Origin of the sequence: Citrobacter sedlakii (genome assembly GCF_018128425.1) — a bacterium.
GTDB lineage: Bacteria > Pseudomonadota > Gammaproteobacteria > Enterobacterales > Enterobacteriaceae > Citrobacter_A > Citrobacter_A sedlakii.
On the sequence record NZ_CP071070.1, the window covers coordinates 534,509 to 560,374 of the forward strand.

Annotated in this window: 23 protein-coding genes and 1 pseudogene; 17 read left to right on the forward strand and 7 right to left on the reverse strand. The window is 54.6% G+C overall.

Features of this window, described 5'->3' with window-relative positions:
- The first annotated feature begins 4 nt into the window (after window positions 1–4).
- The 3 genes from aaeB (at window position 5) to JY391_RS02615 (ending at window position 3,810) form a co-directional block, all read left to right on the forward strand.
- Entirely contained in the window at window positions 5–1,972 is a 1,968-nt protein-coding gene (aaeB, locus tag JY391_RS02605) for a p-hydroxybenzoic acid efflux pump subunit AaeB (protein ID WP_042291969.1), read from the forward strand.
- 87 nt (window positions 1,973–2,059) lie between these two features.
- Entirely contained in the window at window positions 2,060–3,508 is a 1,449-nt protein-coding gene (locus tag JY391_RS02610) for an NAD-dependent succinate-semialdehyde dehydrogenase (RefSeq protein WP_042291967.1), read from the forward strand.
- Between the two features lie 29 nt (window positions 3,509–3,537).
- Window positions 3,538–3,810, forward strand: coding sequence for a barstar family protein (locus JY391_RS02615; protein WP_042291964.1), 273 nt, complete (start codon window positions 3,538–3,540; stop codon window positions 3,808–3,810).
- Window positions 3,811–3,867: 57 nt separating this feature from the next.
- On the opposite strand, the gene yhcN is transcribed toward JY391_RS02615, so the two are convergent.
- Together yhcN and argR are read right to left on the reverse strand one after the other, a co-directional pair.
- Window positions 3,868–4,131, reverse strand: a complete 264-nt coding sequence (yhcN, locus tag JY391_RS02620) for a peroxide/acid stress response protein YhcN (RefSeq protein ID WP_042291961.1) — start codon at window positions 4,129–4,131, stop codon at window positions 3,868–3,870.
- A 367-nt stretch (window positions 4,132–4,498) separates the two neighbouring features.
- Complete coding sequence (gene argR / locus JY391_RS02625; protein ID WP_012135369.1) at window positions 4,499–4,969, reverse strand: transcriptional regulator ArgR; 471 nt, start codon at window positions 4,967–4,969, stop codon at window positions 4,499–4,501.
- A gap of 415 nt (window positions 4,970–5,384) precedes the next feature.
- Between argR and mdh the strand changes: the two genes are divergently transcribed.
- Window positions 5,385–6,323: a malate dehydrogenase gene (gene mdh / locus JY391_RS02630; RefSeq protein WP_211935186.1), complete on the forward strand. Its 939-nt coding sequence runs from the start codon at window positions 5,385–5,387 to the stop codon at window positions 6,321–6,323.
- 201 nt (window positions 6,324–6,524) lie between these two features.
- Here the strand turns inward: mdh and degS are convergent, their stop codons facing one another.
- From degS to zapG, 3 genes are all read right to left on the reverse strand, one after another.
- Window positions 6,525–7,592: an outer membrane-stress sensor serine endopeptidase DegS gene (gene degS, locus JY391_RS02635; protein WP_042291957.1), complete on the reverse strand. Its 1,068-nt coding sequence runs from the start codon at window positions 7,590–7,592 to the stop codon at window positions 6,525–6,527.
- Between the two features lie 90 nt (window positions 7,593–7,682).
- Window positions 7,683–9,050 carry a serine endoprotease DegQ gene (gene degQ / locus JY391_RS02640; RefSeq protein ID WP_211935187.1) on the reverse strand — a complete coding sequence of 456 codons (1,368 nt, stop codon included), beginning with the start codon at window positions 9,048–9,050 and terminating at the stop codon, window positions 7,683–7,685.
- Window positions 9,051–9,218: 168 nt separating this feature from the next.
- Window positions 9,219–9,617 carry a Z-ring associated protein ZapG gene (gene zapG / locus JY391_RS02645; RefSeq protein ID WP_042292056.1) on the reverse strand — a complete coding sequence of 133 codons (399 nt, stop codon included), beginning with the start codon at window positions 9,615–9,617 and terminating at the stop codon, window positions 9,219–9,221.
- A 192-nt stretch (window positions 9,618–9,809) separates the two neighbouring features.
- Here zapG and zapE point away from each other — a divergent pair, with 192 nt between their 5' ends.
- The 11 genes from zapE to nanQ all read left to right on the forward strand — a co-directional run bounded on the left by zapE (window position 9,810) and on the right by nanQ (window position 19,049).
- Window positions 9,810–10,934, forward strand: coding sequence for a cell division protein ZapE (zapE, locus tag JY391_RS02650; RefSeq protein WP_211935188.1), 1,125 nt, complete (start codon window positions 9,810–9,812; stop codon window positions 10,932–10,934).
- A gap of 241 nt (window positions 10,935–11,175) precedes the next feature.
- Window positions 11,176–11,604, forward strand: a complete 429-nt coding sequence (gene rplM / locus JY391_RS02655; protein ID WP_000847556.1) for a 50S ribosomal protein L13 — start codon at window positions 11,176–11,178, stop codon at window positions 11,602–11,604.
- A 15-nt stretch (window positions 11,605–11,619) separates the two neighbouring features.
- A complete protein-coding gene (gene rpsI / locus JY391_RS02660) occupies window positions 11,620–12,012 on the forward strand; it encodes a 30S ribosomal protein S9 (protein WP_000829818.1) in 393 nt (130 codons plus the stop codon).
- Window positions 12,013–12,316: 304 nt separating this feature from the next.
- Window positions 12,317–12,955, forward strand: coding sequence for a stringent starvation protein SspA (gene sspA / locus JY391_RS02665; protein WP_042291949.1), 639 nt, complete (start codon window positions 12,317–12,319; stop codon window positions 12,953–12,955).
- 5 nt (window positions 12,956–12,960) lie between these two features.
- The gene (gene sspB / locus JY391_RS02670; RefSeq protein ID WP_042291947.1) at window positions 12,961–13,458 is read left to right on the forward strand and encodes a ClpXP protease specificity-enhancing factor; all 498 of its coding nucleotides are present in this window, start codon (window positions 12,961–12,963) and stop codon (window positions 13,456–13,458) included.
- Between the two features lie 118 nt (window positions 13,459–13,576).
- Entirely contained in the window at window positions 13,577–14,359 is a 783-nt protein-coding gene (gene nanR, locus JY391_RS02675; RefSeq protein ID WP_042291946.1) for a transcriptional regulator NanR, read from the forward strand.
- Between the two features lie 121 nt (window positions 14,360–14,480).
- Entirely contained in the window at window positions 14,481–15,374 is an 894-nt protein-coding gene (gene nanA / locus JY391_RS02680) for an N-acetylneuraminate lyase (RefSeq protein ID WP_060571049.1), read from the forward strand.
- Window positions 15,375–15,485: 111 nt separating this feature from the next.
- The gene (locus JY391_RS02685; RefSeq protein ID WP_042291941.1) at window positions 15,486–16,976 is read left to right on the forward strand and encodes an MFS transporter; all 1,491 of its coding nucleotides are present in this window, start codon (window positions 15,486–15,488) and stop codon (window positions 16,974–16,976) included.
- A gap of 47 nt (window positions 16,977–17,023) precedes the next feature.
- Window positions 17,024–17,713 carry an N-acetylmannosamine-6-phosphate 2-epimerase gene (locus JY391_RS02690; RefSeq protein ID WP_042291938.1) on the forward strand — a complete coding sequence of 230 codons (690 nt, stop codon included), beginning with the start codon at window positions 17,024–17,026 and terminating at the stop codon, window positions 17,711–17,713.
- Window positions 17,710–18,585 (forward strand): N-acetylmannosamine kinase, encoded by an 876-nt coding sequence (nanK, locus tag JY391_RS02695; RefSeq protein WP_060571050.1) that lies wholly within the window; start codon window positions 17,710–17,712, stop codon window positions 18,583–18,585. Before JY391_RS02690 ends, nanK begins: the two co-directional genes overlap by 4 nt.
- The gene (gene nanQ / locus JY391_RS02700; RefSeq protein WP_211935189.1) at window positions 18,582–19,049 is read left to right on the forward strand and encodes an N-acetylneuraminate anomerase; all 468 of its coding nucleotides are present in this window, start codon (window positions 18,582–18,584) and stop codon (window positions 19,047–19,049) included. The genes nanK and nanQ overlap by 4 nt, the downstream gene beginning before the upstream one ends.
- 62 nt (window positions 19,050–19,111) lie before the next feature.
- On the opposite strand, the gene JY391_RS02705 is transcribed toward nanQ, so the two are convergent.
- The gene (locus JY391_RS02705) at window positions 19,112–20,392 is read right to left on the reverse strand and encodes a cytosine deaminase (RefSeq protein ID WP_211935190.1); all 1,281 of its coding nucleotides are present in this window, start codon (window positions 20,390–20,392) and stop codon (window positions 19,112–19,114) included.
- Window positions 20,382–21,632 (reverse strand): cytosine permease, encoded by a 1,251-nt coding sequence (codB, locus tag JY391_RS02710; protein WP_042291930.1) that lies wholly within the window; start codon window positions 21,630–21,632, stop codon window positions 20,382–20,384. Before codB ends, JY391_RS02705 begins: the two co-directional genes overlap by 11 nt.
- Window positions 21,633–22,517: 885 nt before the next feature.
- Here codB and JY391_RS02715 point away from each other — a divergent pair.
- On the forward strand, window positions 22,518–23,078 hold the full coding sequence (locus tag JY391_RS02715; protein ID WP_181822476.1) for a fimbrial protein: 561 nt from the start codon (window positions 22,518–22,520) through the stop codon (window positions 23,076–23,078).
- A 127-nt stretch (window positions 23,079–23,205) separates the two neighbouring features.
- A pseudogene (locus tag JY391_RS02720) lies at window positions 23,206–25,856 on the forward strand (outer membrane usher protein).
- Window positions 25,857–25,866: the final 10 nt, after the last annotated feature.

A 25,866-nucleotide genomic window follows, 5' to 3' on the forward strand; every position in this document is an offset into this window, starting at 1 on the left:
CGCGATGGGTATTTTTTCCATTGCCAACCAGCACATCCGCTTTGCGGTTAAACTGGCATGCGCCATCGTACTGGCGCTGTTTGTTGGCTTTCATTTTCAGCTTGAGACGCCGCGCTGGGCCGTTCTGACCGCGGCTATCGTCGCAGCGGGACCGGCTTTCGCCGCTGGCGGCGAACCCTATTCCGGCGCTATCCGCTATCGCGGGATGCTGCGTATTATTGGGACTTTCATCGGTTGTATTGCCGCCCTGGTGATCATCACGACGATGATCCGCGCGCCGCTGCTGATGATTATGGTGTGCTGTATCTGGGCGGGGTTTTGCACCTGGGTATCGTCGCTGGTGCGTATCGAAAACTCCTATGCCTGGGGATTGTCGGGCTATACCGCCCTGATTATCGTTATCACCATTCAGCCGGAACCGCTGTTGACGCCGCAGTTCGCCGTTGAACGATGTAGCGAAATCGTCATCGGGATTGTCTGCGCCATCATGGCGGATCTTCTGTTTTCTCCGCGATCCATCAAACAGGAAGTGGATCGCGAACTGGACAGCCTGCTGGTCGCGCAGTACCAATTGATGCAGCTGTGTATCAAACATGGCGACAGCGAAGAAGTGGATCAGGCCTGGGGCGATCTGGTGCGGCGAACCGCCGCGCTGGAGGGAATGCGCAGTAACCTGAACATGGAATCATCGCGTTGGGCGCTTGCCAACCGCCGTCTGAAGGCGATTAACACGCTTTCGCTGACCATGGTGACTCAGTCCTGCGAAACCTATTTGATTCAGAATACGCGACCGGAAGCGATCACCGATACGTTCCGGGAGTTCTTCGATATGCCCGTTGAAACGGCGCAGGACGTGCATAAACAGCTTAAACGCCTGCGTCGGGTGATTGCGTGGACCGGCGAGCGCGAAACGCCGGTGACCTTGTACACCTGGGCCGGGGCGGCGACGCGCTATCTGCTGCTTAAACGGGGAGTAATCGGTAATACCAAAATTAGCGGTACCGAGGAGGAGATCCTGGAGGGCGAGCCGGTGGTGAAAGTGGAATCCGCCGAGCGTCATCATGCGATGGTCAACTTCTGGCGTACCACGATTTCCTGCGTACTGGGCAGCCTGTTCTGGCTGTGGACCGGCTGGACCTCCGGCAACGGGGCAATGGTCATGATCGCGGTGGTGACCTCGCTCGCCATGCGTTTGCCGAATCCGCGGATGGTGGGGATCGATTTTATCTACGGGACGCTCGCGGCGCTGCCGTTGGGGGCGTTTTACTTTCTGGTGATCCTGCCTAATACCCAGCAAAGCATGTTGCTGCTGTGTCTGAGCCTTGCGGTGTTGGGGTTCTTTCTCGGGATCGAAGTACAGAAGCGGCGGCTGGGATCGATGGGTGCGCTTGCCAGTACCATTAACATTATCGTACTGGACAACCCGATGACCTTCCATTTCAGTCAGTTTCTCGACAGCGCGTTAGGGCAAATTGTCGGCTGCGTGCTGGCGTTCCTGGTTATCCTGTTGGTGCGTGATAACTCCCGCGCCCGTACCGGGCGTGTGCTGCTGAACCAGTTTGTCTCTGCGGCGGTCTCGGCGATGACCACCAACGTGGTGCGTCGTAAAGAGAATCATCTTCCGGCGCTTTATCAGCAGTTGTTTTTGTTGATGAACAAATTTCCTGGCGACCTGCCGAAATTCCGTCTTGCCCTGACGATGATCATTGCGCATCAGCGCCTGCGCGACGCGCCTGTTCCAGTCAACGAGGATCTGTCAGCGTTTCACCGCCAGCTGCGCCGTACAGCGGATCACGTAATATCGGCCAGCAATGACGATAAGCGTCGACGCTACTTCGCGCAATTGCTGGAGGAGCTGAACGTCTATCAGGAAAAACTGCGAGTCTGGGAAGCGCCGCCGCAGGTGACCGAGCCGGTAAAACGTCTGACCGGCATGCTACACAAGTATCAACATGCGCTCACCGATAGCTGACCTGAAACCGACGCCAAAAGCGTCGGTTTTTTTATGGCTATACTTATTCGATGTGCGCAAAACCATGACATCGAAAGGAGAAACACCATGCAAACGCTCCAGGAGAACGAACTTTTCCAGACGGGATATCTGGTTGATGGATTGTGGAAAACGCTGGATACCACCTTTGATGTCCTGAACCCGGCCACCGGCGAGATAATCGCGAAGGTCGCCAAAGCGGGTAAACAGCAGACCGAGGAGGCGATTGCCGCCGCCAGCAAAGCGTTTCCCGCCTGGCGAGCGAAAACGGCGAAAGCGCGCTCGGCTATTTTGTACCGTTGGTACGAATTGATTATTGAGAATAAACGTTGGCTGGCCCAGTTAATGACCACCGAACAGGGGAAACCGCTGAAAGAAGCGGAAGGCGAAGTGGAGTACGCCGCCAGCTTTATCCAGTGGTTTGCGGAGCAGGCTAAACGCGCTAACGGTGAAATTATTCCGCCGGTCAAACCCGGATCGCGCATTCTGGCGACCCGTGAACCGGTGGGGGTGGTGGCGGCCATAACCCCGTGGAACTTCCCGATGGCGATGTTGACGCGAAAACTTGGCCCGGCGCTGGCCGCTGGCTGCACCGGCGTGATTAAACCCGCCAATAACACACCGCTAAGCGCCTTTGCGCTGCTTACCCTGGCGAAGAAAGCGGGCGTACCGGATGGCGTCCTCAACGCCGTGGCGGGCAATACGCAGGAGATCAGCGACGCGATTATGGCCAGCCATGAAGTGCGCAAAATCTCCTTTACCGGTTCCACTGCCGTCGGGAAAACGCTGGTGCGAAACGCGGCGGAAACGATGAAAAAGGTCTCGATGGAGCTGGGCGGCAACGCGCCTTATATCGTATTTGACGATGCCGATATCAATGCCGCCGTGCAGGGTGCGATCGCCAATAAATTCCGCAATGCCGGTCAGGTATGCGTGAGCGTCAACCGTTTCTATATTCAGGAGAACGTCTACGACGAATTTACCCGCAGGCTGGCGGACGCAGTACAGGCGCTGAAGGTCGGCAACGGATTGGACGAAGGCGTAGTGGTTGGGCCGCTCATAGAGCCGTCTGCGGTCGACAAAGTGCGTGAGCACGTCGACGATGCAGTGGCGAAAGGCGCGAAGGTGTTGGCGGGCGGCAAGGCGCATCCGTCTGGCGGTAACTTCTGGCTACCGACGGTGCTGGGGGAGTGCAGTGATGGCATGAAGCTGGCCAGCGAGGAGACTTTTGGGCCGGTTGCCGCCTGCTTCCGTTTTACCAGCGAAGACGAGGTCATTCAGCGAGCGAATAACACGCCGTTTGGTCTCGCCGCCTACTTCTATACGCAAAACCTGCAGCGGGTTTTCCGCGTCTCGCAGGCCATTGAAAGCGGCATGATCGGCATTAACGAATGTGCTGTTTCCACCGAGCTGGGGCCGTTTGGCGGCGTGAAAGAGTCAGGGTTGGGACGTGAAGGATCGGTGCTGGGGCTGGACGAATTCCTGGAAGTGAAAACCCTGCACATTGGCGGCCTGTAAGTGAGGTGGCGTCGGGAAGGTGGCGACAAATGAACATCTATACATTTGATTTTGATGAAATTGAGGATCAGAACGATTTTTATCGTGAATTTACCCGGATGTTTGGCCTCGCCAGCGAAAACGTGAACGATCTCGATGCGCTGTGGGATATCGTTATGAGCGAAAAGCTGCCGCTGCCGCTGGAGATCGAGTTTGTGCATCTCCCCGACAAGCTGCGCAGACGCTATGGCGCGCTGATTCTGCTGTTTGATGAAGCGGAAGAAGAGCTGGAAGGGCAGTTGCGCTTCAACGTCCGTCATTAAGGCATAAAAAAGCCCCCGACAGTCGGGGGCAAGGTCGTCGGACTAGACGACGAGGGTTTATTTGTACAGTTCGGCAGTGGCATGCCAGTTGTCACCGCTGCGGGCTTCAGTGATCTGATACGCTGATGCGCCTTTTTCTTCGGCTTTTTTGTTCAGCATTTCATGCATGTCCATCGGGTTTGAGCCGATCGCACTTACGGAGATAGAACCCATTGCTTCGCGATTTTGTGCTTGTTCTGCGGTAATCGAATCTGCGGCGAAAGCGCCGAAAGAAAGAACAGAGAGAACGCTTAATGCTGCAACAGTAGTTTTGATTTTCATGATAAGTACCTCGTCGAATTTTATTATTGGGGGTCTTCGTTTCGTGACCCTCATCACAGAACTGAGTATACACTAATAACGCGATAAATTAATACCACGCTAACTGTTTCGCTGCTTTGTCAGTGATTAAAAACGACATTTTTATAACAATGCGTCATTAAAAATGCAGGCATTTAGTGTCTTTTTCAATAAAATCAATACATTATATAATTTGGCGATTTGTGCGTTTTAGCGGAGATGTATTCACTATGTGAATGTCTTTAGGCAGTAAAAGGCACTAACTGTTAAATCAGATGCAGCAGAAAAGCGGGTGAATTGAGGTGTGGCCGGGTTTTCCCCGCCGCGAAACGCAGCGGGGTGAAGGAGATTAAAGCTCTTGCTCGAACAGCTCCAGAATGGCTTCGTACAGATCTTTCACCGTAAAGCCGTTCGCCGGCGTGGTGAAGATAGTGTCATCACCGGCGATGGTGCCAAGGATACCTTCGGCTTTACCGAGCGAGTCCAGCAGGCGCGCGATCAGCTGCGCGGCGCCAGGACTGGTGTGGATTACCACCACCGCATCGTTATAGTCGATGTCCAGCACCAGATTCTTCAGCGGACTGGAGGTCGTGGGGACGCCGAGTTCAGCCGGCAGGCAGTAAACCATCTCCATTTTCGCGTTGCGGGTGCGTACCGCGCCGAACTTGGTCAACATGCGGGATACTTTGGACTGGTTGATATTATCAAAGCCCTGATCCTGCAACGCGAGGACGATTTCGCCCTGGGAACTGAATTTTTCTTCTTTGAGCAGCGCTTTAAACGCTTTAACTAACTCTTCTTGCTTAGCGGAGCTTCGCATAAGTCACCCGTAGTATGAGGATGGAAACAACATTATTATGCATACAGATGAATTTTTATGCAAACAGTCTGCCTTAGTGAAGGCTGAAATAATGTTATGAAAGAGCGGAATTTTATCAAATTTCGTTATCAAGAAACATGCCTGTGTCACGCCTCGCAAATAAGCTTAAAAGTAAATTAATTGTTATCAAAATGATGTTGTTTTGGTCGGGCAGTAGGGTATATTGTCACCACCTGTTGGAAAGTTGCTCGACTGCGCTGGCGTCCTCGTATTACGTAAATTAAATGCATAAAAGCTAAATTCGCGTGACTACACATAATTGAGTATGAGTGATTGTATTCATCGTATTTGTGGATTATGGTCGCCGCCGCGGAGCAACAAACACTTAGTTTATCAATATAATAAGGAGTTTAGGATGAAAGTCGCAGTCCTCGGCGCAGCTGGCGGCATCGGCCAGGCGCTTGCACTACTGTTAAAAACCCAACTGCCTTCAGGTTCAGAACTCTCCCTGTACGACATCGCTCCAGTGACTCCCGGTGTGGCCGTTGATCTGAGCCATATCCCAACTGCTGTGAAAATCAAAGGCTTCTCCGGTGAAGACGCGACCCCGGCGCTCGAAGGCGCTGACGTGGTGCTGATCTCCGCAGGCGTTGCACGTAAGCCGGGCATGGACCGTTCCGACCTGTTTAACGTTAACGCAGGTATCGTTAAGAACCTGGTTCAGCAGATCGCGACCACCTGTCCGAAAGCCTGCATCGGTATCATCACCAACCCGGTGAACACCACCGTGGCTATCGCCGCTGAAGTGCTGAAAAAAGCGGGCGTTTACGATAAGAACAAACTGTTTGGCGTCACCACGCTGGACATCATCCGCTCCAACACCTTTGTCGCGGAATTGAAAGGCAAGCTGCCAACCGACGTTGAAGTTCCGGTAATTGGCGGACACTCTGGCGTGACGATTCTGCCGCTGCTGTCGCAGATCCCGGGCGTGAACTTTACCGAGCAGGAAGTGGCTGACCTGACCAAACGTATCCAGAACGCGGGTACTGAAGTGGTTGAAGCAAAAGCCGGTGGCGGTTCCGCAACCCTGTCGATGGGCCAGGCGGCGGCACGTTTTGGCCTGTCTCTGGTTCGCGCGTTGCAGGGCGAAAAAGGCGTGGTGGAATGTGCCTACGTTGAAGGTGATGGCCAGTATGCGCGTTTCTTCTCTCAGCCGCTGCTGCTGGGTAAAAACGGCGTGGAAGAACGCCAGTCTATCGGCAAACTGAGCGCATTCGAACAGAACGCGCTGGAAGGCATGCTGGACACGCTGAAGAAAGACATTCAGCTTGGCGAAGAGTTCGTTAACAAGTAAGCGAACCGTAGCCAGAAAAGACAAAACCGGAGCGCAGACTCCGGTTTTTTTGTGATTGGGTTTGGCGATATTCTCTGTACCCCGAATCATTCACGTAGCGTCGGGGCAGCAAGTCAGTGAATCCCCAGAAGCGTACGAACAGTACGAGACTGGGGAGAATGACCATAGCCAACAAAGCGGCAGCGTGACGGATGCAGCGTATTAATTGGTCGCCGGGTATTCCTGAATGGTGACCTGCAACGTCAGTTGCTTGTCATCACGCATGACCACCACAGGGATCACCGATCCCGGTCGGATCTCCGCCACCTGATCCATCGTTTCCAGCGCGGACACTGCCGGCTTATTGTTCACCGAGATAATCAGATCGTTAACCTGAATTCCCGCCTGCGCCGCCGGGCCATCCGGGGCGACTTCATTTACGACGATCCCCTGGATCTGATCCATCCCGCTGCCTTGTGCGTGCAGTGGCGCAATCTCGCGACCGCCAATGCCAATGTAGCCGCGGATCACGCGCCCGTCGCGGATCAGCTTATCCATAATTTTGGTCGCCAGCTGGAACGGGATGGCAAAGCCGATCCCCTCCGGGGTTTCACCATCGTTGCTCTTGTCAAACGACAGCGTGTTGATTCCCATCAGTTCGCCCAACGAATTCACCAGCGCGCCGCCGGAGTTTCCGTGGTTGATCGAGGCGTCCGTTTGCAGGAAGTTCTGCCGTCCCGTCGGGTTCAGGCCGATGCGCCCCGTCGCGCTGATAATCCCCTGGGTAATGGTCTGCCCGAGGTTGTACGGGTTACCAATAGCCAGCACGACGTCGCCAATGTGTGGCGTGCGACGGGTGTTGATCGGAATGGTTGGCAGGCCGCCGGTGGCGTTGATTTTCAGGACCGCCAGATCGGTCAGCGTGTCGGAGCCGACCAGCAGCGCTTCGAACACCCGACCATCCTGAAGGGCGACGATGATTTGGTCGGCATCGTTGATCACGTGCTTGTTGGTAATGATATAGCCGCGTTGATCCATAATGACGCCCGAACCGAGCGTGCGGATCTCCAACTGGTTATGCGCGGTGCTGTTCATGCTGCGGTTATAGACGTTGACCACCGCAGGCGCCGCGCGACGTACCGCAGAGTTGTAGCTCGCCGGCGTCTCGTCGGCGCTGTCGTATTGCGGTACGGAAAGGGTGTTGATTTTGCGTAGCGAAGGCATGGCGGCCAGAAGAATGGCGCCGACAATCAAACCAATTGCGACCGAACGTAAGAGCTTCACAAACATGATGGAGGCGTCATTAATAAAGGAAACGGCAGCAGCATACCACGAGTTAACCGGACATCACACGCGGGGCTGATGTCCGGTTAAGTCGCATTAGCGCAGGAGCAGGTAAATACTCTCGTTACCGCGAACCACCTGTAGCGCGATGATTGACGGTTTCGCTTCCAGCAATTTGCGCATTTCGGCGATGGAATGGACGCGATCGCGGTTGACCCCGATAATCACATCATCTTTCTGCAAACCAGCCTGGGCGGCCGGGCTGCTTTTCTCCACGCTGTCAATTTTGATGCCTTTGCTGCCGTCTTTCAGCTGACCGTCGCTCAGCGTCGCGCCCTGAAGCGCCGGGGCGATCATTTCCGCACTCGCAGAGGCGGAAGTACTGGTGTCGAGCGTGACTTCCACGTCCAACGGCTTACCGTTACGCAGCAGGCCCAGTTTTACTTTTGTGCCCGGTTCAGTGGTGGCAATACGCGATCGCAGTTCGGCAAAGCTATTGAGCGGCTTACCGTTGAGGCTGGTGATGACGTCGCCGGATTTCACGCCTGCCTTCGCGGAACCGGAGTTCGGCAGCACTTCGCTGACAAACGCGCCGCGCTGAACGTCAAGTTTGAACGCTTTGGCGATGTCAGCGGTCATTTCGGTGCCCTTGATACCGAGCAGGCCGCGTTTGATTTCGCCAAACTGAATCAACTGCTGCGCCAGAATGCGCGCCATATTACTGGGGATGGCAAAGCCAATGCCCACGCTGCCGCCCCCGGGCGCGAGGATGGCGGTGTTGATGCCAATAAGCTCGCCGTTCAGGTTAAGCAGCGCGCCGCCGGAATTCCCGCGGTTAATCGAGGCGTCGGTCTGAATAAAGTTTTCCAGTCCTTCCAGATTCAACCCGCTGCGCCCCAGCGCGGAGACGATACCCGAGGTGGCGGTCTGTCCCAGACCGAACGGGTTGCCTACGGCCACCGCAAAATCGCCGACGCGCAGTTTGTCGGAGTCGGCGATAGCGATTTGCGTCAGCTTGCTGGCGTTCTGAATTTGCAGCAGGGCGATGTCGCTCTGGTCGTCACTGCCAATCAGCTTCGCGTCAAACTCGCGACCGTCGTTAAGCTGTACGCTGATTTTTTGCGCCTGGTTAATGACGTGATTGTTGGTCAGCACATAACCTTTCGCGGCGTCGATGATCACCCCGGAGCCGAGACCTTCGAACGGCTGCGAGGGCTGATCCGGCAGTTCGTCACCGAAGAACTTTTTGAACTCTTCCGGTACTTTCTGGCTTTGGGTGGCGGTGCCTTCAACCTTCACGCTCACCACGGCAGGCAGCACCTTTTCGAGCATCGGCGCCAGGCTCGGCAGCGCGGGCTGGCCCGGAACCTGACCGGGAATCGAGGCGACGGCCTGAAACGGTGCCGAGAGAGTTAACCCGACACTTAACGCTAAAGCACTCAACAGCTGGGTGTGTTTTTTCATGGATCCTGCTCTCGTACCTTGAGTGAAAGGAAAGTCGATTCAAAACAGGTTGATGTTATTGAATTTTCAGTCAGCTAACAATGCGGATAATGATTAAATGATAGTCGGGACGGGAGAGAAGAGGCGGGCGCAATGAGCGCGCCCGGAAAATTTCGTGCCGATGTGCGATCAGTCGCGCTTTGCGCCGCTACGCAGCAGGCCGGATGCGCCTTCAGAGTAGTCACGCGGCATTTGCACCGGCGCTTGATCGTTGCTGGCTTCAGACTCCGCCAGGCGGTTACGGAAAGGATTCGACTCCGCAGACAGTTCCGGCAGCAGGCTGCTGGAGCTTTTCGCCATGTGCTGATACAGCTGGCGGTAATCATGGGCCATGGTGTCCAGCAGTTCGGCGCTGCGGGCAAAGTGGCTCACCAGTTCTTCACGGTACTCTTCCAGCTCAGCTTTGTTCTTTTCCAGTTCGTACTGCAACGCCTGTTGCTGACGTAATTTGCGATTACCAAAACGCATGGCTACGGCGCCGATGATGATGCCGACGACTAAACCAATTAGCGCATATTCCCAGGTCATGAACATCTCCCGTTGTCTTTTGTTTCCGTAGGGTGTTGGCTTTAGGCTCCATGCCCGCGCCTGATATAGCCACTATAACCGCTAATCCCGCAGAAGTGGAATCCCACGTGTATATCGCGTAGTGTAGAACGGCCTTTTTTTCGACAACCGTGAACGACGGCACACCGATTTTCAAGGAATAACAATAACATCATGCAAAGCATTTCCCCCACATCGCGTTATCTGAAAGCCATTAACGACGGCACCCACCAACCCGACGACGTACAAAAAGAGGCGGTTAACCGCCTAGAGGCGATCTATCAGGCGCTAACGGTGAAGACGCCGCCAGCCGCCCCGCTGAAAGGCTTTATGGCCCGCGTCGGCCAGCTGTTGGGAAAACGAGAAGTGACGCAGCGCGTCCCGGTGCGCGGCTTATATATGTGGGGCGGCGTCGGGCGTGGGAAAACCTGGCTGATGGATCTTTTCTACCATAGTCTGCCGGGCGAACGTAAACAGCGTCTGCACTTTCATCGTTTTATGCTGCGCGTCCATGAAGAACTGACGGCGCTCCAGGGGCAGAGCGATCCGCTGGAAACGATCGCTGACCGTTTTCAGGCCGAAACGGACGTGCTGTGCTTTGACGAATTTTTTGTTTCCGACATTACCGACGCGATGCTGCTCGGCGGGCTGATGAAAGCGCTGTTTGCCCGCGGTATCACGCTGGTGGCGACCTCGAATATTCCGCCTGACGAGCTGTACCGTAATGGCCTGCAGCGCGCACGCTTTCTTCCCGCCATTGATGCCATTAAGCAACATTGCGACGTCATGAACGTGGACGCGGGCGTTGATTATCGCCTGCGAACCCTGACCCAGGCGCACCTGTGGCTTTCACCGCTTAACGATGAAACGCGGCAACAGATGGATACGCTGTGGCTGGCGCTGGCAGGGGTGAAGCGCGAGCAGGAGCCGACGCTGGAAATCAATCACCGTCCGCTGCCGACGCTGGGCGCCGAAAACCAAACGCTGGCGGTGTCGTTCGATACGCTGTGCGTCGACGCCCGCAGCCAGCATGACTACATTGCCCTGTCGCGCCTTTACCATACGGTAATGCTGTTCGATGTGCCGGTGATGACGCCGCTGATGGAGAGCGAAGCGCGGCGCTTTATCGCGCTGGTGGATGAGTTTTACGAACGCCATGTCAAGCTGGTGATCAGCGCGGCGGTGCCTTTATATGATATTTATCAGGGGGAGCGGCTGAAGTTCGAGTTCCAGCGCTGCTTGTCGCGGTTGCAGGAGATGCAGAGCGAGGAGTACCTCAAGCGGGACCATATGCCCTGAACGCTCGCCCTCCGGCGCGGATGACCGTTACACAAATCACAAAAAGGGGTCGATCTTTGACCCCGACTTCTCTATAATCCTGCGACCCCACGTTACAAGAAAGTTTTTTTCCCGAAACTTTTTGTGTGCTGGCATTGGCTATTCGAAGGGGTAGGTTTGCCGGACTTTGTCGTGTGAACCTCAACTGACTAAACGTTTGGGTGTTCACCAACGTGTAACTTATTTATTGGGTAAGCTTTTAATGAAAACTTTTACAGCTAAACCAGAAACCGTAAAACGCGACTGGTACGTTGTTGACGCGACCGGTAAAACTCTGGGCCGTCTGGCTACTGAACTGGCTCTTCGCCTGCGCGGTAAGCACAAAGCGGAATACACTCCGCACGTAGATACCGGTGATTACATCATCGTTCTGAACGCTGACAAAGTTGCTGTAACCGGCAACAAGCGTACTGACAAAGTGTACTATCATCACACCGGCCACATCGGTGGTATCAAACAAGCGACCTTTGAAGAGATGATTGCTCGCCGTCCTGAGCGTGTGATTGAAATCGCGGTTAAAGGCATGCTGCCAAAAGGCCCGCTGGGTCGTGCTATGTTCCGTAAACTGAAAGTTTACGCTGGCAACGAGCACAACCACGCGGCACAGCAACCGCAAGTTCTTGACATCTAATCGGGATTATAGGCAATGGCTGAAAATCAATACTACGGCACTGGTCGCCGCAAAAGTTCCGCAGCTCGTGTGTTCATCAAACCGGGCAACGGCAAAATCGTAATCAACCAACGTTCTCTGGAACAGTACTTCGGTCGTGAAACTGCTCGCATGGTAGTTCGTCAGCCGCTGGAACTGGTCGACATGGTTGAGAAACTGGATCTGTACATCACTGTTAAAGGTGGTGGTATCTCTGGTCAGGCTGGTGCGATCCGTCACGGTATCACCCGCGCTCTGATGGAGTACGACGAGTCTCTGCGTTCTGAACTGCGTAAAGCTGGCTTCGTTACTCGTGACGCTCGTCAGGTTGAACGTAAGAAAGTCGGTCTGCGTAAAGCACGTCGTCGTCCGCAGTTCTCCAAACGTTAATGGTTCTCTGCCTCAGGCAGAAGACTCTTGGCGAAAAAACCCGCTTCGGCGGGTTTTTTTATGGATAAATCGGGCGTAATCCCCTGACAACTCCCTCTTTTTCCCCATTTCCGGAATCGACTCACCACAAAGGTCACAAAATCTGGTAAACTATCATCCAATTTTCTGCCCAAATATCGGGTATTGCTCATTTTTTGTTTGCTTTTTGAACGATGATGACCTGTCCGATGTGGGTGACATCACTTCTGGCTGGCCACGCGGTGGCTGGTAGCAGTAAAAATTCTGAATATACCTGGAGGTTTTCATGGCTGTCGCTGCCAACAAACGTTCGGTAATGACGCTGTTTTCTGGTCCTACTGACATCTATAGCCATCAGGTCCGCATTGTGCTGGCTGAGAAAGGTGTGAGTTTTGAGATCGAGCACGTGGAGAAGGACAATCCACCTCAGGATCTGATTGACCTCAACCCGAATCAGAGCGTCCCGACACTGGTGGATCGTGAGCTGACCCTGTGGGAATCTCGCATCATTATGGAATACCTGGATGAGCGTTTCCCTCATCCGCCGCTGATGCCGGTTTACCCGGTCGCACGTGGCGAAAGCCGCCTGTACATGCACCGTATCGAAAAAGACTGGTACACCCTGATGAACGTCATCGTCAACGGGTCTGCCTCGGAAGCGGACGTCGCGCGTAAGCAACTGCGTGAAGAACTGCAGGCGATTGCGCCGGTCTTCGGTCAGAAGCCGTACTTCCTGAGCGATGAATTCAGTCTGGTCGATTGTTACCTGGCGCCGCTGCTGTGGCGTTTACCGATCCTGGGCATTGAGTTCAGCGGTGCGGGCGCGAAAGAGCTGAAAGGCTATATGACCCGCGTCTTTGAACGTGACTCTTTCCTGGCTTCTTTAACCGAAGCTGAACGTGAAATGCGCCTCGGCCGGGGTTAATGCCTATGGATTTGTCACAGCTGACACCACGTCGTCCTTATCTGCTGCGTGCTTTCTATGAGTGGTTGCTCGACAACCAGCTCACGCCGCATCTGGTGGTGGATGTGACGTTGCCTGGCGTGCATGTTCCAATGGAGTATGCGCGCGACGGTCAGATCGTCCTGAATATCGCTCCGCGCGCGGTGGGGAATCTGGAACTGGCCAACGACGAAGTGCGTTTTAATGCGCGTTTTGGCGGCGTACCGCGCCAGGTTTCCGTCCCGCTGGCGGCAGTGCTGGCGATTTATGCGCGTGAAAACGGCGCCGGAACGATGTTTGAACCGGAAGCGGCGTACGACGAAGACGTTGCCAGCCTGAATGATGATGACGCGGCGTCTGGCGCTGAGAGCGAAACCGTCATGTCGGTTATCGACGGCGATAAGCCGGATCGTGATGACGACGACAATCCGGATAACGATCCGCCGCCGCGCGGTGGACGACCAGCGCTTCGCGTGGTGAAGTGATGTCAAACAGGCTCGTCAGAGCCTGTTTTTTTATGCCTGCCGCCCTGTTTCCCCCTTATTTCGATCCTGTGTTAGGATGAAGCTGCTATACATTCCCGTAACGTGCTGATCAGGTCTTATGAAAACATTTGATTCACAAGCTGAAAATTCGTCTGCCCTTATCGGTCGTAGTCTGCGAAAACGTCCGCTGGCGCGGAAAAAGCTCTCTGAGATGGTGGAAGAAGAACTGGAACAAATGATTCGTCGTCGGGAATTTGGCGAGGGCGAACAGCTTCCGTCTGAGCGTGAGCTGATGGCGTTCTTCAACGTGGGACGCCCCTCGGTGCGTGAAGCGCTGGCGGCGCTCAAGCGTAAAGGGCTGGTGCAGATCAACAATGGTGAACGCGCCCGTGTCTCCCGTCCTTCCGCCGACACGATCATCAGCGAATTGTCCGGCATGGCGAAAGATTTCCTCGCCCATCCCGGAGGCATTGCCCACTTCGAACAACTGCGGCTGTTTTTTGAATCGAGTCTGGTGCGCTACGCCGCGGAGCACGCCACTGACGCACAGATCGATCTACTGGCGAAAGCGCTGGAACTCAACAGCCAGTCGCTGGATGACAACGCGCTGTTTATCCGGTCCGACGTGGATTTTCACCGCGTGCTGGCGGAGATCCCCGGTAATCCGATTTTCATGGCGATCCATGTCGCTTTGCTCGACTGGCTGATCGCCGCGCGTCCAACGGTACCTGATCGCGAGCTTCATGAGCATAATAGCGTTAGCTATCAGCAGCATATCGCGATCGTCGAAGCGATTCGTCAACGCGATCCTGACGAAGCCGATCGTGCGTTACAAACCCATCTCAATAGCGTCTCCGCCACCTGGCACGCCCTCGGACAACAGTCTCGATCAAAAAAATAACGATCCTTTAGTGAAGCAGATCGCAATATAAGCACGATGTATTGCACTGCTGCTTATTTGATCTGGTATAACAGGTATAAAGGTATGCAATCAGATAACACTAACAGTGACAGAGGTCGGTATGGCAAAAGAGTTACGAGGCGTAATGCCAGCGTTATTAACCCCTTTCGATTCGCAACAGCAACTGGATATCGACAGTCTGCGCCGTCTGGTGCGCTTTACTGTCTCGCAGGGCATCGATGGGCTTTATGTGGGTGGGTCGACCGGGGAAGCCTTCGTTCAGAGCATCGCGGAGAGAGAGCGAGTACTGGAAGTTGTCGCTGAAGAAGCGAAGGGCGACGTCACGCTGATTGCCCATGTGGGAACGGTGAGTACCGCGGAAAGCCAACAGCTCGCCCGGGCGGCGCATCGCTATGGTTTTGACGCTGTCTCCGCGGTGACGCCGTTTTACTATCCGTTTAGTTTTGAGGAGCATTGCGACCACTATCGGGCAATCATTGATTCGGCAGAGGGATTACCCATGGTGGTTTATAACATCCCGGCGCTCAGCGGCGTGAAGCTCAGCCTGGATCAGATCAACACGTTGGTGACGCTGCCGGGCGTCGGCGCGCTGAAGCAAACTTCTGGCGATCTGTATCAGATGGAGCAAATCCGTCGCGCGCATCCGGATCTGGTGCTGTACAACGGCTACGATGAGATTTTTGCTTCCGGCCTGCTGGCCGGGGCGGATGGTGGGATCGGCAGCACCTATAACATTATGGGCTGGCGCTACCAGGGCATTGTAAAGGCGCTCAAGGCCGGTGACATTCAGGCTGCACAACAACTGCAAACCGAGTGTAATCAGGTTATCGATCTGCTGATAAAAACCGGGGTATTCCGTGGGCTGAAAACGGTACTGCACTACATGGACGTGCTGTCCGTCCCGCTGTGCCGTAAGCCGTTTGCCCCGGTAGACGAACGCTATCTACCGGAACTGAAGGCGCTGGCTCAGCAATTGTTGGCAGAGAAGGCGTAACCGTGAAAAGCCGGGGGCGCTTCGCTTGCCCGGCCTGCAAAACATACTCTGTAGGCCGGATAAGGCAACGTCGCCGTCCGGCATAACAGCAAAAATTATCGGGAGAGTGTTATGAGTAAGTGTACCCAAAGCATCCCGTGGTATCGCCATCTCAATCGCGCCCAATGGCGGGCGTTTTCTGCCGCATGGCTGGGATATTTGTTGGATGGTTTTGACTTTGTGTTAATTGCCCTTGTCCTGACCGAAGTACAGAGCGAATTTGGGCTGACGACGGTACAGGCGGCAAGCCTGATTTCGGCGGCCTTTATTTCCCGCTGGTTTGGCGGGCTGATGCTGGGGGCGATGGGCGATCGCTACGGGCGTCGTCTGGCGATGGTCACCAGCATCATTATGTTCTCTGTGGGAACCCTGGCCTGTGGTTTTGCGCCGGGATACACCACCATGTTTATCGCCCGACTGGTGATCGGCATGGGCATGGCGGGGGAATACGGCTCCAGCGCCACGTACGTCATTGAAAGCTGGCCGAAACATCTGCGTAACAAAGCCAGCGGCTTTCTGATTTCCGGTTTCTCCGTCGGTGCGGTGGTTGCCGCACAGGTTTATAGCCTTGTCGTTCCTGTCTGGGGATGGCGTGCACTGTTTTTTATCGGCATTTTGCCAATCGTCTTTGCCCTTTGGCTGCGTAAAAACATTCCGGAAGCCGAAGACTGGAAAGAGAAGCATGAAGGCAAAGCGCCGGTGCGCACGATGGTCGATATTCTCTATCGGGGCGAGCATCGCGTCGTCAACGTATTGATGACGATCGCGGCGGCAACAGCGCTGTGGTTCTGCTTTGCCGGCAACCTGCAAAATGCGGCGATCGTTGCCGTGCTTGGCCTGTTGTGTGCGGTTATCTTTATCAGCTTCATGGTGCAAAGCAGCGGCAAGCGCTGGCCGACAGGGGTGATGCTGATGGTCGTCGTGCTGTTTGCGTTCCTCTATTCATGGCCTATCCAGGCGCTGTTGCCAACGTATCTGAAAACCGAACTGGCGTACGATCCGTCAACCGTGGCGCGCGTGCTGTTCTTTAGCGGCTTTGGCGCGGCGGTCGGCTGCTGCGTGGGCGGTTTCCTCGGCGACTGGCTTGGCACGCGCAAAGCCTACGTCTGCAGCCTGCTGGCCTCGCAAGTATTGATCATTCCGGTGTTTGCGATTGGCGGCACAAACGTCTGGGTGCTCGGTTTGCTACTGTTTTTCCAGCAGATGTTAGGGCAGGGGATCTCCGGGATCTTACCGAAACTGATCGGCGGTTATTTTGACACCGATCAGCGTGCGGCGGGCCTGGGCTTCACCTACAACGTGGGGGCATTGGGCGGCGCGTTGGCCCCGATCCTCGGCGCGCTTATCGCCCAGCGTCTGGATCTGGGTACCGCGCTGGGATCGCTCTCGTTTAGCCTGACCTTTGTGGTGATCCTGCTGATTGGCCTGGATATGCCGTCCCGCGTGCAGCGCTGGCTGCGCCCGGAAGCATTACGTACGCACGACGCCATTGATGGCAAACCGTTCAGCGGCGCCGTACCGCTCGGCGGCGATAAAAGCGCGTTAGCGAAAGGTAAAAGTTAAGCCATTTACCCGGTCTCGTACCGGGTAACACTCGGAAGGGAAGAAGTATGTCGTTACTTGCTCAACTGGATAAAAGTATCGCCGCAAACGGCGGCCTGATTGTCTCCTGTCAGCCGGTTCCCGGCAGTCCGCTGGATAAGCCGGACATCGTTGCGGCGATGGCGCTGGCGGCGGAACAGGCGGGGGCGGTCGCCCTGCGTATTGAAGGCATCGACAATGTACGGGCAACGCGCGCTGTGGTGAACGTGCCGATTATCGGCATCCTCAAGCGCGATCTGGACGACTCTCCTGTGCGCATCACCGCGTTTCTGGACGATGTCGATGCGCTGGCGCAGGCCGGGGCGGATATTATTGCGTTTGATGGTACCGATCGCGTGCGACCGGTTCCTGTGGACGCGCTGCTGGCGAGGATCCATCATCATCAGCGTCTGGCGATGGCGGACTGCGCGTCGCGTGAGGACGGACTGGCCTGCCATCAGCGGGGCGCGGATATGATTGGCACCACGCTTTCCGGTTACACGACGCCGGAAACGCCAGAAGAGCCCGATCTGGCGCTGGTCAAAACCCTGAGCGACGCCGGGTGTCGGGTGATTGCCGAAGGGCGCTACAACACGCCAGCGCAGGCCGCGGAGGCGATGCGTCACGGCGCCTGGGCGGTGACGGTGGGGTCTGCGATTACGCGTCTGGAACACATCTGCGGGTGGTACAACGCGGCGCTGAAAAAGGCGGTGCTATGACGACGCTGGCGATTGATATTGGCGGCACCAAACTCGCCGCCGCCCGGGTGGATGAGGATTTACAGATCCGCGAACGAATTGAACGTCCAACGCCCGCCAGTAAAACGCCAGATGCCCTGCGCGAAGCGATCGCGGAACTGATTGCGCCGCTGCAGGCGCAGGCGCAGCGGGTTGCTGTCGCGTCAACCGGGATAATTCGCGACGGTAGCCTGCTGGCGATTAATCCGCAAAATCTCGGCGGGTTGCTACACTTTCCGCTAGTTGAAACAGTAAAAGCGATCACCGGGTTACCGACCCTGGCGGTCAACGATGCGCAGGCAGCGGCTTGGGCGGAATACCATGCGCTGGCCGATGCGACCCGCGATATGGTGTTTATCACCGTGTCGACCGGTGTGGGCGGCGGGGTGGTGAGCGGCGGCAAACTGCTGACCGGTAGCGGGGGGCTGGCCGGGCATCTCGGACACACCCTGGCGGATCCGAACGGCCCACGGTGCGGCTGCGGTCGGATTGGCTGCGTGGAGGCGATTGCCTCGGGACGCGGCATTGCCGCCGCCGCGCAAGGCGATCTTGCTGGTTGCGACGCCAGAACCCTTTTTGCACGCGCGGCGGAAGGGGATGCGCAGGCGGCACAGCTGGTTACGCGCTCGGCGAAAGTACTGGCGCGGCTGATCGCCGATGTCAAAGCGATCACCGACTGCCAGCGGGTAGTGGTGGGCGGCAGCGTCGGACTGGCGGAAGGTTATCTGACGCAGGTCGGCGATTTTCTGGCCCAACAACCGCCGGTCTATCACGTTGCATTATCCGCCGCGCACTACCGACACGATGCAGGGTTACTGGGCGCAGCGCTGCTGGCTCAAGGAGAACGTCTATGATATTGGGTGAAGTTCGTTCGTTACCGTACGCAGGTTTGCATCCTGTGCTTCTGGATGCGCTGACGCTCGCGCTGGCGGCAAGGCCGCAGGAAAAAGCGCCTGGTCGCTATGCGCTGCAGAGCGACAATATTTTTATGAATGTAATGGAATTTTTCACGCAGTTGCCGACGGAAAAGAAAGCGGAGCTGCACGAGCAGTATATCGATATCCAGCTGCTGTTAGCAGGGAAAGAGCGTATTCACTTTGGCGTGAACGGCGCGGCGCGACGTTGCGAAGAAATGCATGAAGAAGAGGATTACCAGTTGTGTAGTGAGATCGCAGACGAACAGTCGGTCACCCTGCAACCGGGGATGTTCGCCGTGTTTATGCCGGGAGAGCCGCATAAGCCAGGATGCGTATTTCGGGAGCCAGGCGAAATTAAGAAAGTGGTGGTGAAGGTACGAGCCAGTTTGCTGGCCGTTTAGACCGGATGCATTTACAGGCCGGACAGGGATGACTCCGCTATCCGGCAATATTCTTCAGCACATTACCGCTTAAACGTGACCGCTTCTGGCTGCGTCAGATGCAGCGTTGTCTGGCTGGGAACCGTCTCGGCAATGATCTTTCCGCGGCGGATGGAATAGCGCGCAGGCGTCTGGCGACGAACCGCATCAAAACCATTCTCAGCCGGTAAAATCACCAGGTTCGCCGAATTTCCTACCTTCACGCCGTAATCCTGGAGGTGGAGCGTTTTCGCACTGTGGCTGGTGATCAGATTTAGCCCATCGTTAATCTGTCCGTACCCCATCAGTTGGCAGACGTGTAATCCCATATGCAGCACCTGCAACATGTTTGCGGTGCCCAGCGGATACCACGGATCGAAAACGTCATCATGACCAAAGCAAACGTTGATTTCCGCTTCCAGCATTTCTTTCACCCGCGTCACGCCGCGACGCTTAGGATAGGTGTCGAAACGGCCCTGCAGGTGAATGTTCACCAGCGGATTAGCGACGAAGTTAATGCCCGACATTTTCAGTAAACGGAACAGGCGGGACGCGTACGCGCCGTTATAAGAGTGCATCGCCGTGGTATGACTGGCCGTAACGCGTGGGCCCATCCCGTCACGATGCGCCAGCGCGGCGACGGTTTCAACGAAGCGCGACTGCTCATCATCGATTTCGTCACAGTGCACGTCGATCAGCCTGTCGTACTTCTGCGCCAGCGCGAACGTTTTATGCAACGACTCAACGCCATACTCGCGGGTAAATTCAAAGTGGGGGATCGCGCCAATTACGTCCGCGCCCATCCTCACCGCTTCTTCCAGCAATGCCTCGCCGTTGGGGTAAGAAAGAATGCCCTCCTGCGGGAACGCCACGATTTGCAGATCGACCCATGGGGCAACATCCTGCTTCACTTCCAGCATCGCTTTAAGCGCCGTCAGCGTGGGATCGGAGACGTCAACGTGAGTACGGACATGCTGGATACCGTTGGCCATTTGCCACTTCAGCGTCTGCATTGCGCGAGTCTTAACGTCTTCGTGGGTGAGGAGCGCCTTACGCTCTGCCCAGCGTTCAATACCTTCGAATAACGTACCCGACTGGTTCCAGCTCGGTTCACCTGCTGTTTGCGTTGTATCCAGGTGAATATGCGGCTCGACGAAAGGCGGAATCACCAACCCGCCTTCGGCGTCAAGTTGTTGACCTGCAGGCGCTGAGGCGGTTTCCTGCTGTTCAATACGGCTGAATCGTCCGTTTTCAATCGCGATCTGCCATAGCCCTTCTTGCCCCTGCAAGCGGGCCTGACGAATCGTGAGCGTATTATTCTGCATGGGTGGCCTCCGGGGCGTTAGCAAAGGTTCGTCTGGCGAATGGGGTTAACAGGATGTAGCTGAATACGCCGCCGAGGACCGCATTCACCGGCACAATACCGGGGAGATAGTGCCCGGCTGCCACGCCGAGCGCGACTGACAAGATGGCGACCCAGTTGACCGTCACAAAAGTTGCGTTGTGGAAGTTGGCGTAGCGGCGGCGGTTGATCAGATAATCGGCGATAATCACCCCGCCAACGGGGGGAATCGCTGCCGACAGAAAGGTCAGCCAGCCGACAAAGTTATTGTACAGCCACAGCGCGCAGAGCGTACCGATAATCCCATTTACTACTGACAGCGTGCGGCTGGAGAGCCCGGTAATGTTGGCAAAGCCCAGACCCGACGCGTAGAGCGCGTTGTCATTGGTCGTCCAGATGTTCAGGCCAAGAACGATAATGGCGGGCAGTAGCAGGCCCTGAGCAATCATAACGTCAGAGATATCAGCCTGGCCCACCGCGGCGGCGCCTGCGGCACCGAAAATAAACATCAGCGAGTTGCCAAGGAAAAACGCCACCATCGCGACCAGTACGGCGCCTTTCGCGTTGCGGCCAAAGCGGACGAAATCGGCGGTGAGCGTCCCGGCGCTGATGAACGAGCCGACGACCAGCGCCAGCGCGCCTGAAAAATTGAGCGGTGTCTGCGGCACGATCGCTTTTAAGTGATCCAGACCGCCCACTCCGTCCACAGCCAGCCACACGGAGTAGCTGCCGAGGATGACAATCGCGGGAACGGCGATGATCGATAACACCGTCAGCGCCGATATGCCAAAGAAAATGGTCATGGTCATCAGCAGGCCGGAAACCGCGATGAGGATATTGACGTCAATTCCCGTAGCTTTACTCACCGGGATTGCGAACATGGCCACGCCAACCCCAAACCAGCCTACCTGCGTCCCGCCTAATAGCAGGGAGGGAAGCCATGAGCCTTTCACACCAAATGAGTAGCGGGCGAGGAGGTGGGTCGAAAGGCCAGTTTTGGCGCCAATGTAACCGAGAAAAGCGGTGTAAATACCGAGGAGAAGATTACCGAAGAGAACTGCCAGGAAGAAATCATGATAGGAAAGACCGGTGCCGAGCGTGCCGCCGGTCCACATACTGGCGGAAAAAAACGTCAATCCCAACATTACAAACGTTAATGGAATGACACCTTTCCGCGCCGTCAGTGGGACGGGTCCCTGGCTATAATTGTTATCTTGCGACACAACGCCTCCTTGAATTTTGGTCAAAAAATCCGCCGCATAATATACATTTTTCTGGTGAATGCAAACGTTTCCGTCCGGATTTACATACGTTGCGGGGGCACCGCGAGACCAGCGTGGGGAGAGTAACGTTGCCGCCGGACAGTATCCGGAGGTGTCCGTATAAAAATGTCGTTAAAGGCCCTGGTACAATCGGAAGGTGTCCGCAATATTGTTGCCAATTACTTTTTTATTTTCACATTTGCGGCAATCATGACTTTGAATTAATAACCTCGTAACAAATTAAAACATCATCATTATCTTTTTATTTTATTCGGGGATCGGGTATGACGCCCGTTTTACCTCTGCGACGTTATTCCGTGCAATCATGCCAGAAGCATAGCGTTAGACGTATTAATATGAAATTTATCACCATTAATATTTATGGTGTTAATTTGAAAAACAGCAATGATCAATAAGGGTGATACGCGAACCCCGTGAACAATGATTTCTTTACTTAAGCGAACTTTAAGTTAAATTGAATTAATGTAATAGTCATATGTCAGATTTATTTTTTTGTGCAGGGTTTGAGCACTGGCTGATGCTATTTTAATCTTTTCATGCATCTCTTTTATGGGGATTTCCTTAAATTAAGAAAACAGATCTTTAGTAAGTTATCTACCATTAAAAGTGGTTTGTTTGGGGGTTTTTATGGGTAATAATGCGTGGCGAAAATAAAATTTAGTTATTTTCAGTACGCATTTTACATTTTGCTGAATTCTAAAATGAAAATCAACAAAAATAATCTTATCTGAGTGAAGAGTATGCACTCTGCATCGGCTTCGATGTTTTTATTGGAGACGCGTGTTAATCATACTCATCTTATTTTAAATGTTTAAAGGATTAAGAATGAAAACTGTAGTGAAAACAATCGCTGCTTCGGCAATGATTATGGGGTTCGTGTCTTTCGCTAATGCGGCGGGTACGAATATGGGTAACGTAACATTTACCGGTACGATTGAAGATTCTCCATGTTCGATTGCGGTGGGCGACGAGCATCAGACCGTTAACCTGGGACATATTGGCACCGGTTCTCTGTTGAAAGGCGGTCAGTCTTCCGCAGTTGATTTCCATATCAAACTGGAAAATTGTGCGTTCACTACCGAGAAAACCATGTCGACGACATTCTCAGCGGCGGGTAATGAATCCACAACGAGTGCAGGCAATATCGCCTTAATGGGCGCGAACGGTGAAATGGCAGGATCAAGTATCGTTTTGGCAACTTATAAAGGCGCACAGATTAAGCTGGACGAAGCTGATAGCCAGCCTCTGGCTGTCGATGCCAGCGGCGTAGGGCTGGCTGATCAGACGCTGAACTTCAAAGCATGGGTAAAAGGGGACGACGCGGCAACGTCGATCGATACTGGTGAATTTAACAGTGTCGTGAACTTCGCAGTGAGCTACCTGTAAGGTATGCCATTCTCTACGGCAGTCGTGCCGTAGAGAAACCAATCAAGATAATTTTATTCGCCATCCATCAGATCGTCTGAGGGTTTATTTCGCTTGCTATCATTAAATTATCAGGGATAGATATCTGATGAGCCGTTATTCATCATTTCGCTCGCATGCGCTAACGTTTCTCGTCGGTATGGCGTTAATTGGCGATCTGGGAAATAGCTTCGCCGAAGATGCTATTCAGTTTAATACTCAGTTTCTCGACGTTAAGGATGGTTCGAAATTCGATCTCAACCGCTTTTCCCGCAAAGGGTACGTCATGCCGGGCAAATACACATTACAGGTGATGGTAAATCAGAGCCAGATTGCCCAAGAACGCATCGTAAATTATATAACAGCGCAGGCTGATAACACGGTTACTTTTCCCTGTTTACCCCCTGAATTGATTGCGCAATTTGGATTAAAAACAGATGTTCTCGACAAATTACGCTGGATAAATTCAGGCGGCTGCCTGATGCCTAATCAACTCGATGGCGTCGAATTTCAAACGGATTTAAGTAAGTCGACTCTGGTGGTTATAATCCCACAAGCCTATCTCCAATATTCAGATAAAGACTGGGACCCGCCATCGCGCTGGGATGAAGGTATTCCCGGAATATTCATCGACTACAATATTAATAGCCAGTGGCAGCACCCTGAGCATACAAAAGGTGACGAATATGACGTCAGCGGGAATGGTACGCTGGGGGCAAACCTAGGGTCGTGGCGTTTGCGCGCCGACTGGCAGGCCAATTACTGGCATCAGGATGCGGACGATCGTGAAAATGACGAGGTTTCTGCTCATTCTGACCGTAACTGGGACTGGAGCCGCTATTACGCCTATCGTGCTATTCCGTCCCTGGGGGCGCAGCTGAAATTTGGCGAAGATTCGCTAACGTCAGATATCTTTGACAGCTTTCGTTATATCGGTGGCAGTCTGAATACCGACGATCAGATGCTGCCGCCGAATCTGCGAGGCTACGCGCCGGATATTTCCGGCGTCGCCCGAACGCACGCCAGGGTCACCGTTACTCAGCAAGGACGGGTGATCCATGAAACGCAGGTACCGGCGGGTCCGTTTCGCATTCAGGATCTCAACGAGGCCGTCTCCGGCGACCTTCACGTACGTATTGAAGAACAGAACGGTCAGGTGCAGGAATATGACGTCAGCACCGCGTCTGTCCCTTATCTGACACGACCTGGACAGGTGCGTTATAAAGTGGCGATCGGCCGCCCGCAGGACTGGGACCGTCATTTGCAGGGTTCGCTGTTCAGCGTCGGGGAGGCGTCCTGGGGGGTGGCGAACGGTTGGTCATTGTACAGCGGCGGGATCGGCGAAAAAGATTACCAGGCGCTGGCGATCGGCGTCGGGCGGGATATGGCGGTTCTGGGGGCGCTGTCGATCGACCTGACCCATTCGCGAGCGCGTATGCCTGAAGGCAGCGTTTATGGCGAGGGAATCATCCACGGGAACGCCTTTCGGGCCAGCTATGCTAAAGATTTTGACGCGTTGAAAAGTCGTCTGACCTTCGCGGGTTTTCGTTTCTCGGAAGAGAACTATATGACGATGGATGACTATCTGGATGCTCAGTATGCGGATGAGGATCGGGTGCGCAGCGGCCATGATAAAGAGATGTATACGCTGACGTACAGTCAGAACTTTGCCGAGATTAACGTCAACGCCTATCTGAATTTTACTCACCGGACCTACTGGAACCGACCGGACGAAGACAGCTATAACCTGACGGTTTCCCACTATTTCAACGTTGGCGACATGCGCAATGTCAGCTTATCGATCAATGGTTATCGCAACGACTATGACACTGATACCGACGATGGGGTTTTCGTCTCGCTGAGCGTCCCCTGGGGAAGTGACCGCACGCTAAGTTATAACGGCTCCTTCAGCGACGGCAATAACAGCAATCAGGTGGGGTATTACGAGCGCATCGACGATCGTAATAACGTCCAAATCAACGCCGGTCATAGCAACGACGGTGCGACGATGGACGGCTACTATCGCTATGCCGCTAATTTTGCCGATGTGGATGCCAGCGTGAATTATCAGGAAGGGGAATACCTTTCCGGCGGGCTCTCCTTACAGGGAGGAGCAACGTTAACGCCGTACGGAGGCGCATTTCACCGTACTGGCGTGAATGGCGGTACCCGATTATTGGTTAACGTTGACAGTCAGGCGGATATTCCGGTCAGTGGCTACGATACGCCGGTGTACACCAATGGTTTTGGTAAAGCGGTGCTCACCGATGTCAACGATTACTACCGCAATCAAATCCGTATCGATCTGACGGAATTACCCGAAAATGCCGAAGTGATTAATTCGGTAGCGCAGGCGACGCTAACCGAAGGGGCAATAGGCTACCGTCATATGGACGTGATCAGCGGCGAAAAAGCGATGGCGGTTATCAGGTTGCAGAACGGTGATTATCCCCCTTTTGGCGCAGAGGTTCGCAACGAGCATCTCCAGCAGGTGGGCATTGTTGACGGCGACGGCAGCGTCTATTTGATTGGCGTCAACGCGGCAGAGCGGATGCAGGTTATCTGGGACGGACTGCCACAATGTGAAATCGTGCTGCCGACGCCGTTGCCGAAAGCGTTATACAGCGGGCTGCTGCTTCCCTGCAGGAGCGAGGGGGCTGTCATGAAAGAGCCGGCTCTCGACCTGTTCTCCCGATGACACAGCAGAAAACCCGGTTAGCGCCTTCCGTAAAACCGGAAGCGCTTTTAACCCGAAACTGATCACAAAGGA

Coding starts and splice junctions, on each gene's coding strand:
- yhcN (WP_042291961.1), bottom strand. CDS start 4,131: ATGAAAATCAAAACTACTGTTGCAGCATTAAGCGTTCTCTCTGTTCTT.
- nanK (WP_060571050.1), top strand. CDS start 17,710: ATGACGACGCTGGCGATTGATATTGGCGGCACCAAACTCGCCGCCGCC.
- degQ (WP_211935187.1), bottom strand. CDS start 9,050: ATGAAAAAACACACCCAGCTGTTGAGTGCTTTAGCGTTAAGTGTCGGG.
- degS (WP_042291957.1), bottom strand. CDS start 7,592: ATGTTTGTGAAGCTCTTACGTTCGGTCGCAATTGGTTTGATTGTCGGC.
- nanQ (WP_211935189.1), top strand. CDS start 18,582: ATGATATTGGGTGAAGTTCGTTCGTTACCGTACGCAGGTTTGCATCCT.
- rplM (WP_000847556.1), top strand. CDS start 11,176: ATGAAAACTTTTACAGCTAAACCAGAAACCGTAAAACGCGACTGGTAC.
- aaeB (WP_042291969.1), top strand. CDS start 5: ATGGGTATTTTTTCCATTGCCAACCAGCACATCCGCTTTGCGGTTAAA.
- zapE (WP_211935188.1), top strand. CDS start 9,810: ATGCAAAGCATTTCCCCCACATCGCGTTATCTGAAAGCCATTAACGAC.
- JY391_RS02610 (WP_042291967.1), top strand. CDS start 2,060: ATGCAAACGCTCCAGGAGAACGAACTTTTCCAGACGGGATATCTGGTT.
- nanA (WP_060571049.1), top strand. CDS start 14,481: ATGGCAAAAGAGTTACGAGGCGTAATGCCAGCGTTATTAACCCCTTTC.
- nanR (WP_042291946.1), top strand. CDS start 13,577: ATGAAAACATTTGATTCACAAGCTGAAAATTCGTCTGCCCTTATCGGT.
- rpsI (WP_000829818.1), top strand. CDS start 11,620: ATGGCTGAAAATCAATACTACGGCACTGGTCGCCGCAAAAGTTCCGCA.
- JY391_RS02715 (WP_181822476.1), top strand. CDS start 22,518: ATGAAAACTGTAGTGAAAACAATCGCTGCTTCGGCAATGATTATGGGG.
- JY391_RS02615 (WP_042291964.1), top strand. CDS start 3,538: ATGAACATCTATACATTTGATTTTGATGAAATTGAGGATCAGAACGAT.
- argR (WP_012135369.1), bottom strand. CDS start 4,969: ATGCGAAGCTCCGCTAAGCAAGAAGAGTTAGTTAAAGCGTTTAAAGCG.
- JY391_RS02685 (WP_042291941.1), top strand. CDS start 15,486: ATGAGTAAGTGTACCCAAAGCATCCCGTGGTATCGCCATCTCAATCGC.
- sspB (WP_042291947.1), top strand. CDS start 12,961: ATGGATTTGTCACAGCTGACACCACGTCGTCCTTATCTGCTGCGTGCT.
- sspA (WP_042291949.1), top strand. CDS start 12,317: ATGGCTGTCGCTGCCAACAAACGTTCGGTAATGACGCTGTTTTCTGGT.
- JY391_RS02690 (WP_042291938.1), top strand. CDS start 17,024: ATGTCGTTACTTGCTCAACTGGATAAAAGTATCGCCGCAAACGGCGGC.
- JY391_RS02705 (WP_211935190.1), bottom strand. CDS start 20,392: ATGCAGAATAATACGCTCACGATTCGTCAGGCCCGCTTGCAGGGGCAA.
- zapG (WP_042292056.1), bottom strand. CDS start 9,617: ATGACCTGGGAATATGCGCTAATTGGTTTAGTCGTCGGCATCATCATC.
- mdh (WP_211935186.1), top strand. CDS start 5,385: ATGAAAGTCGCAGTCCTCGGCGCAGCTGGCGGCATCGGCCAGGCGCTT.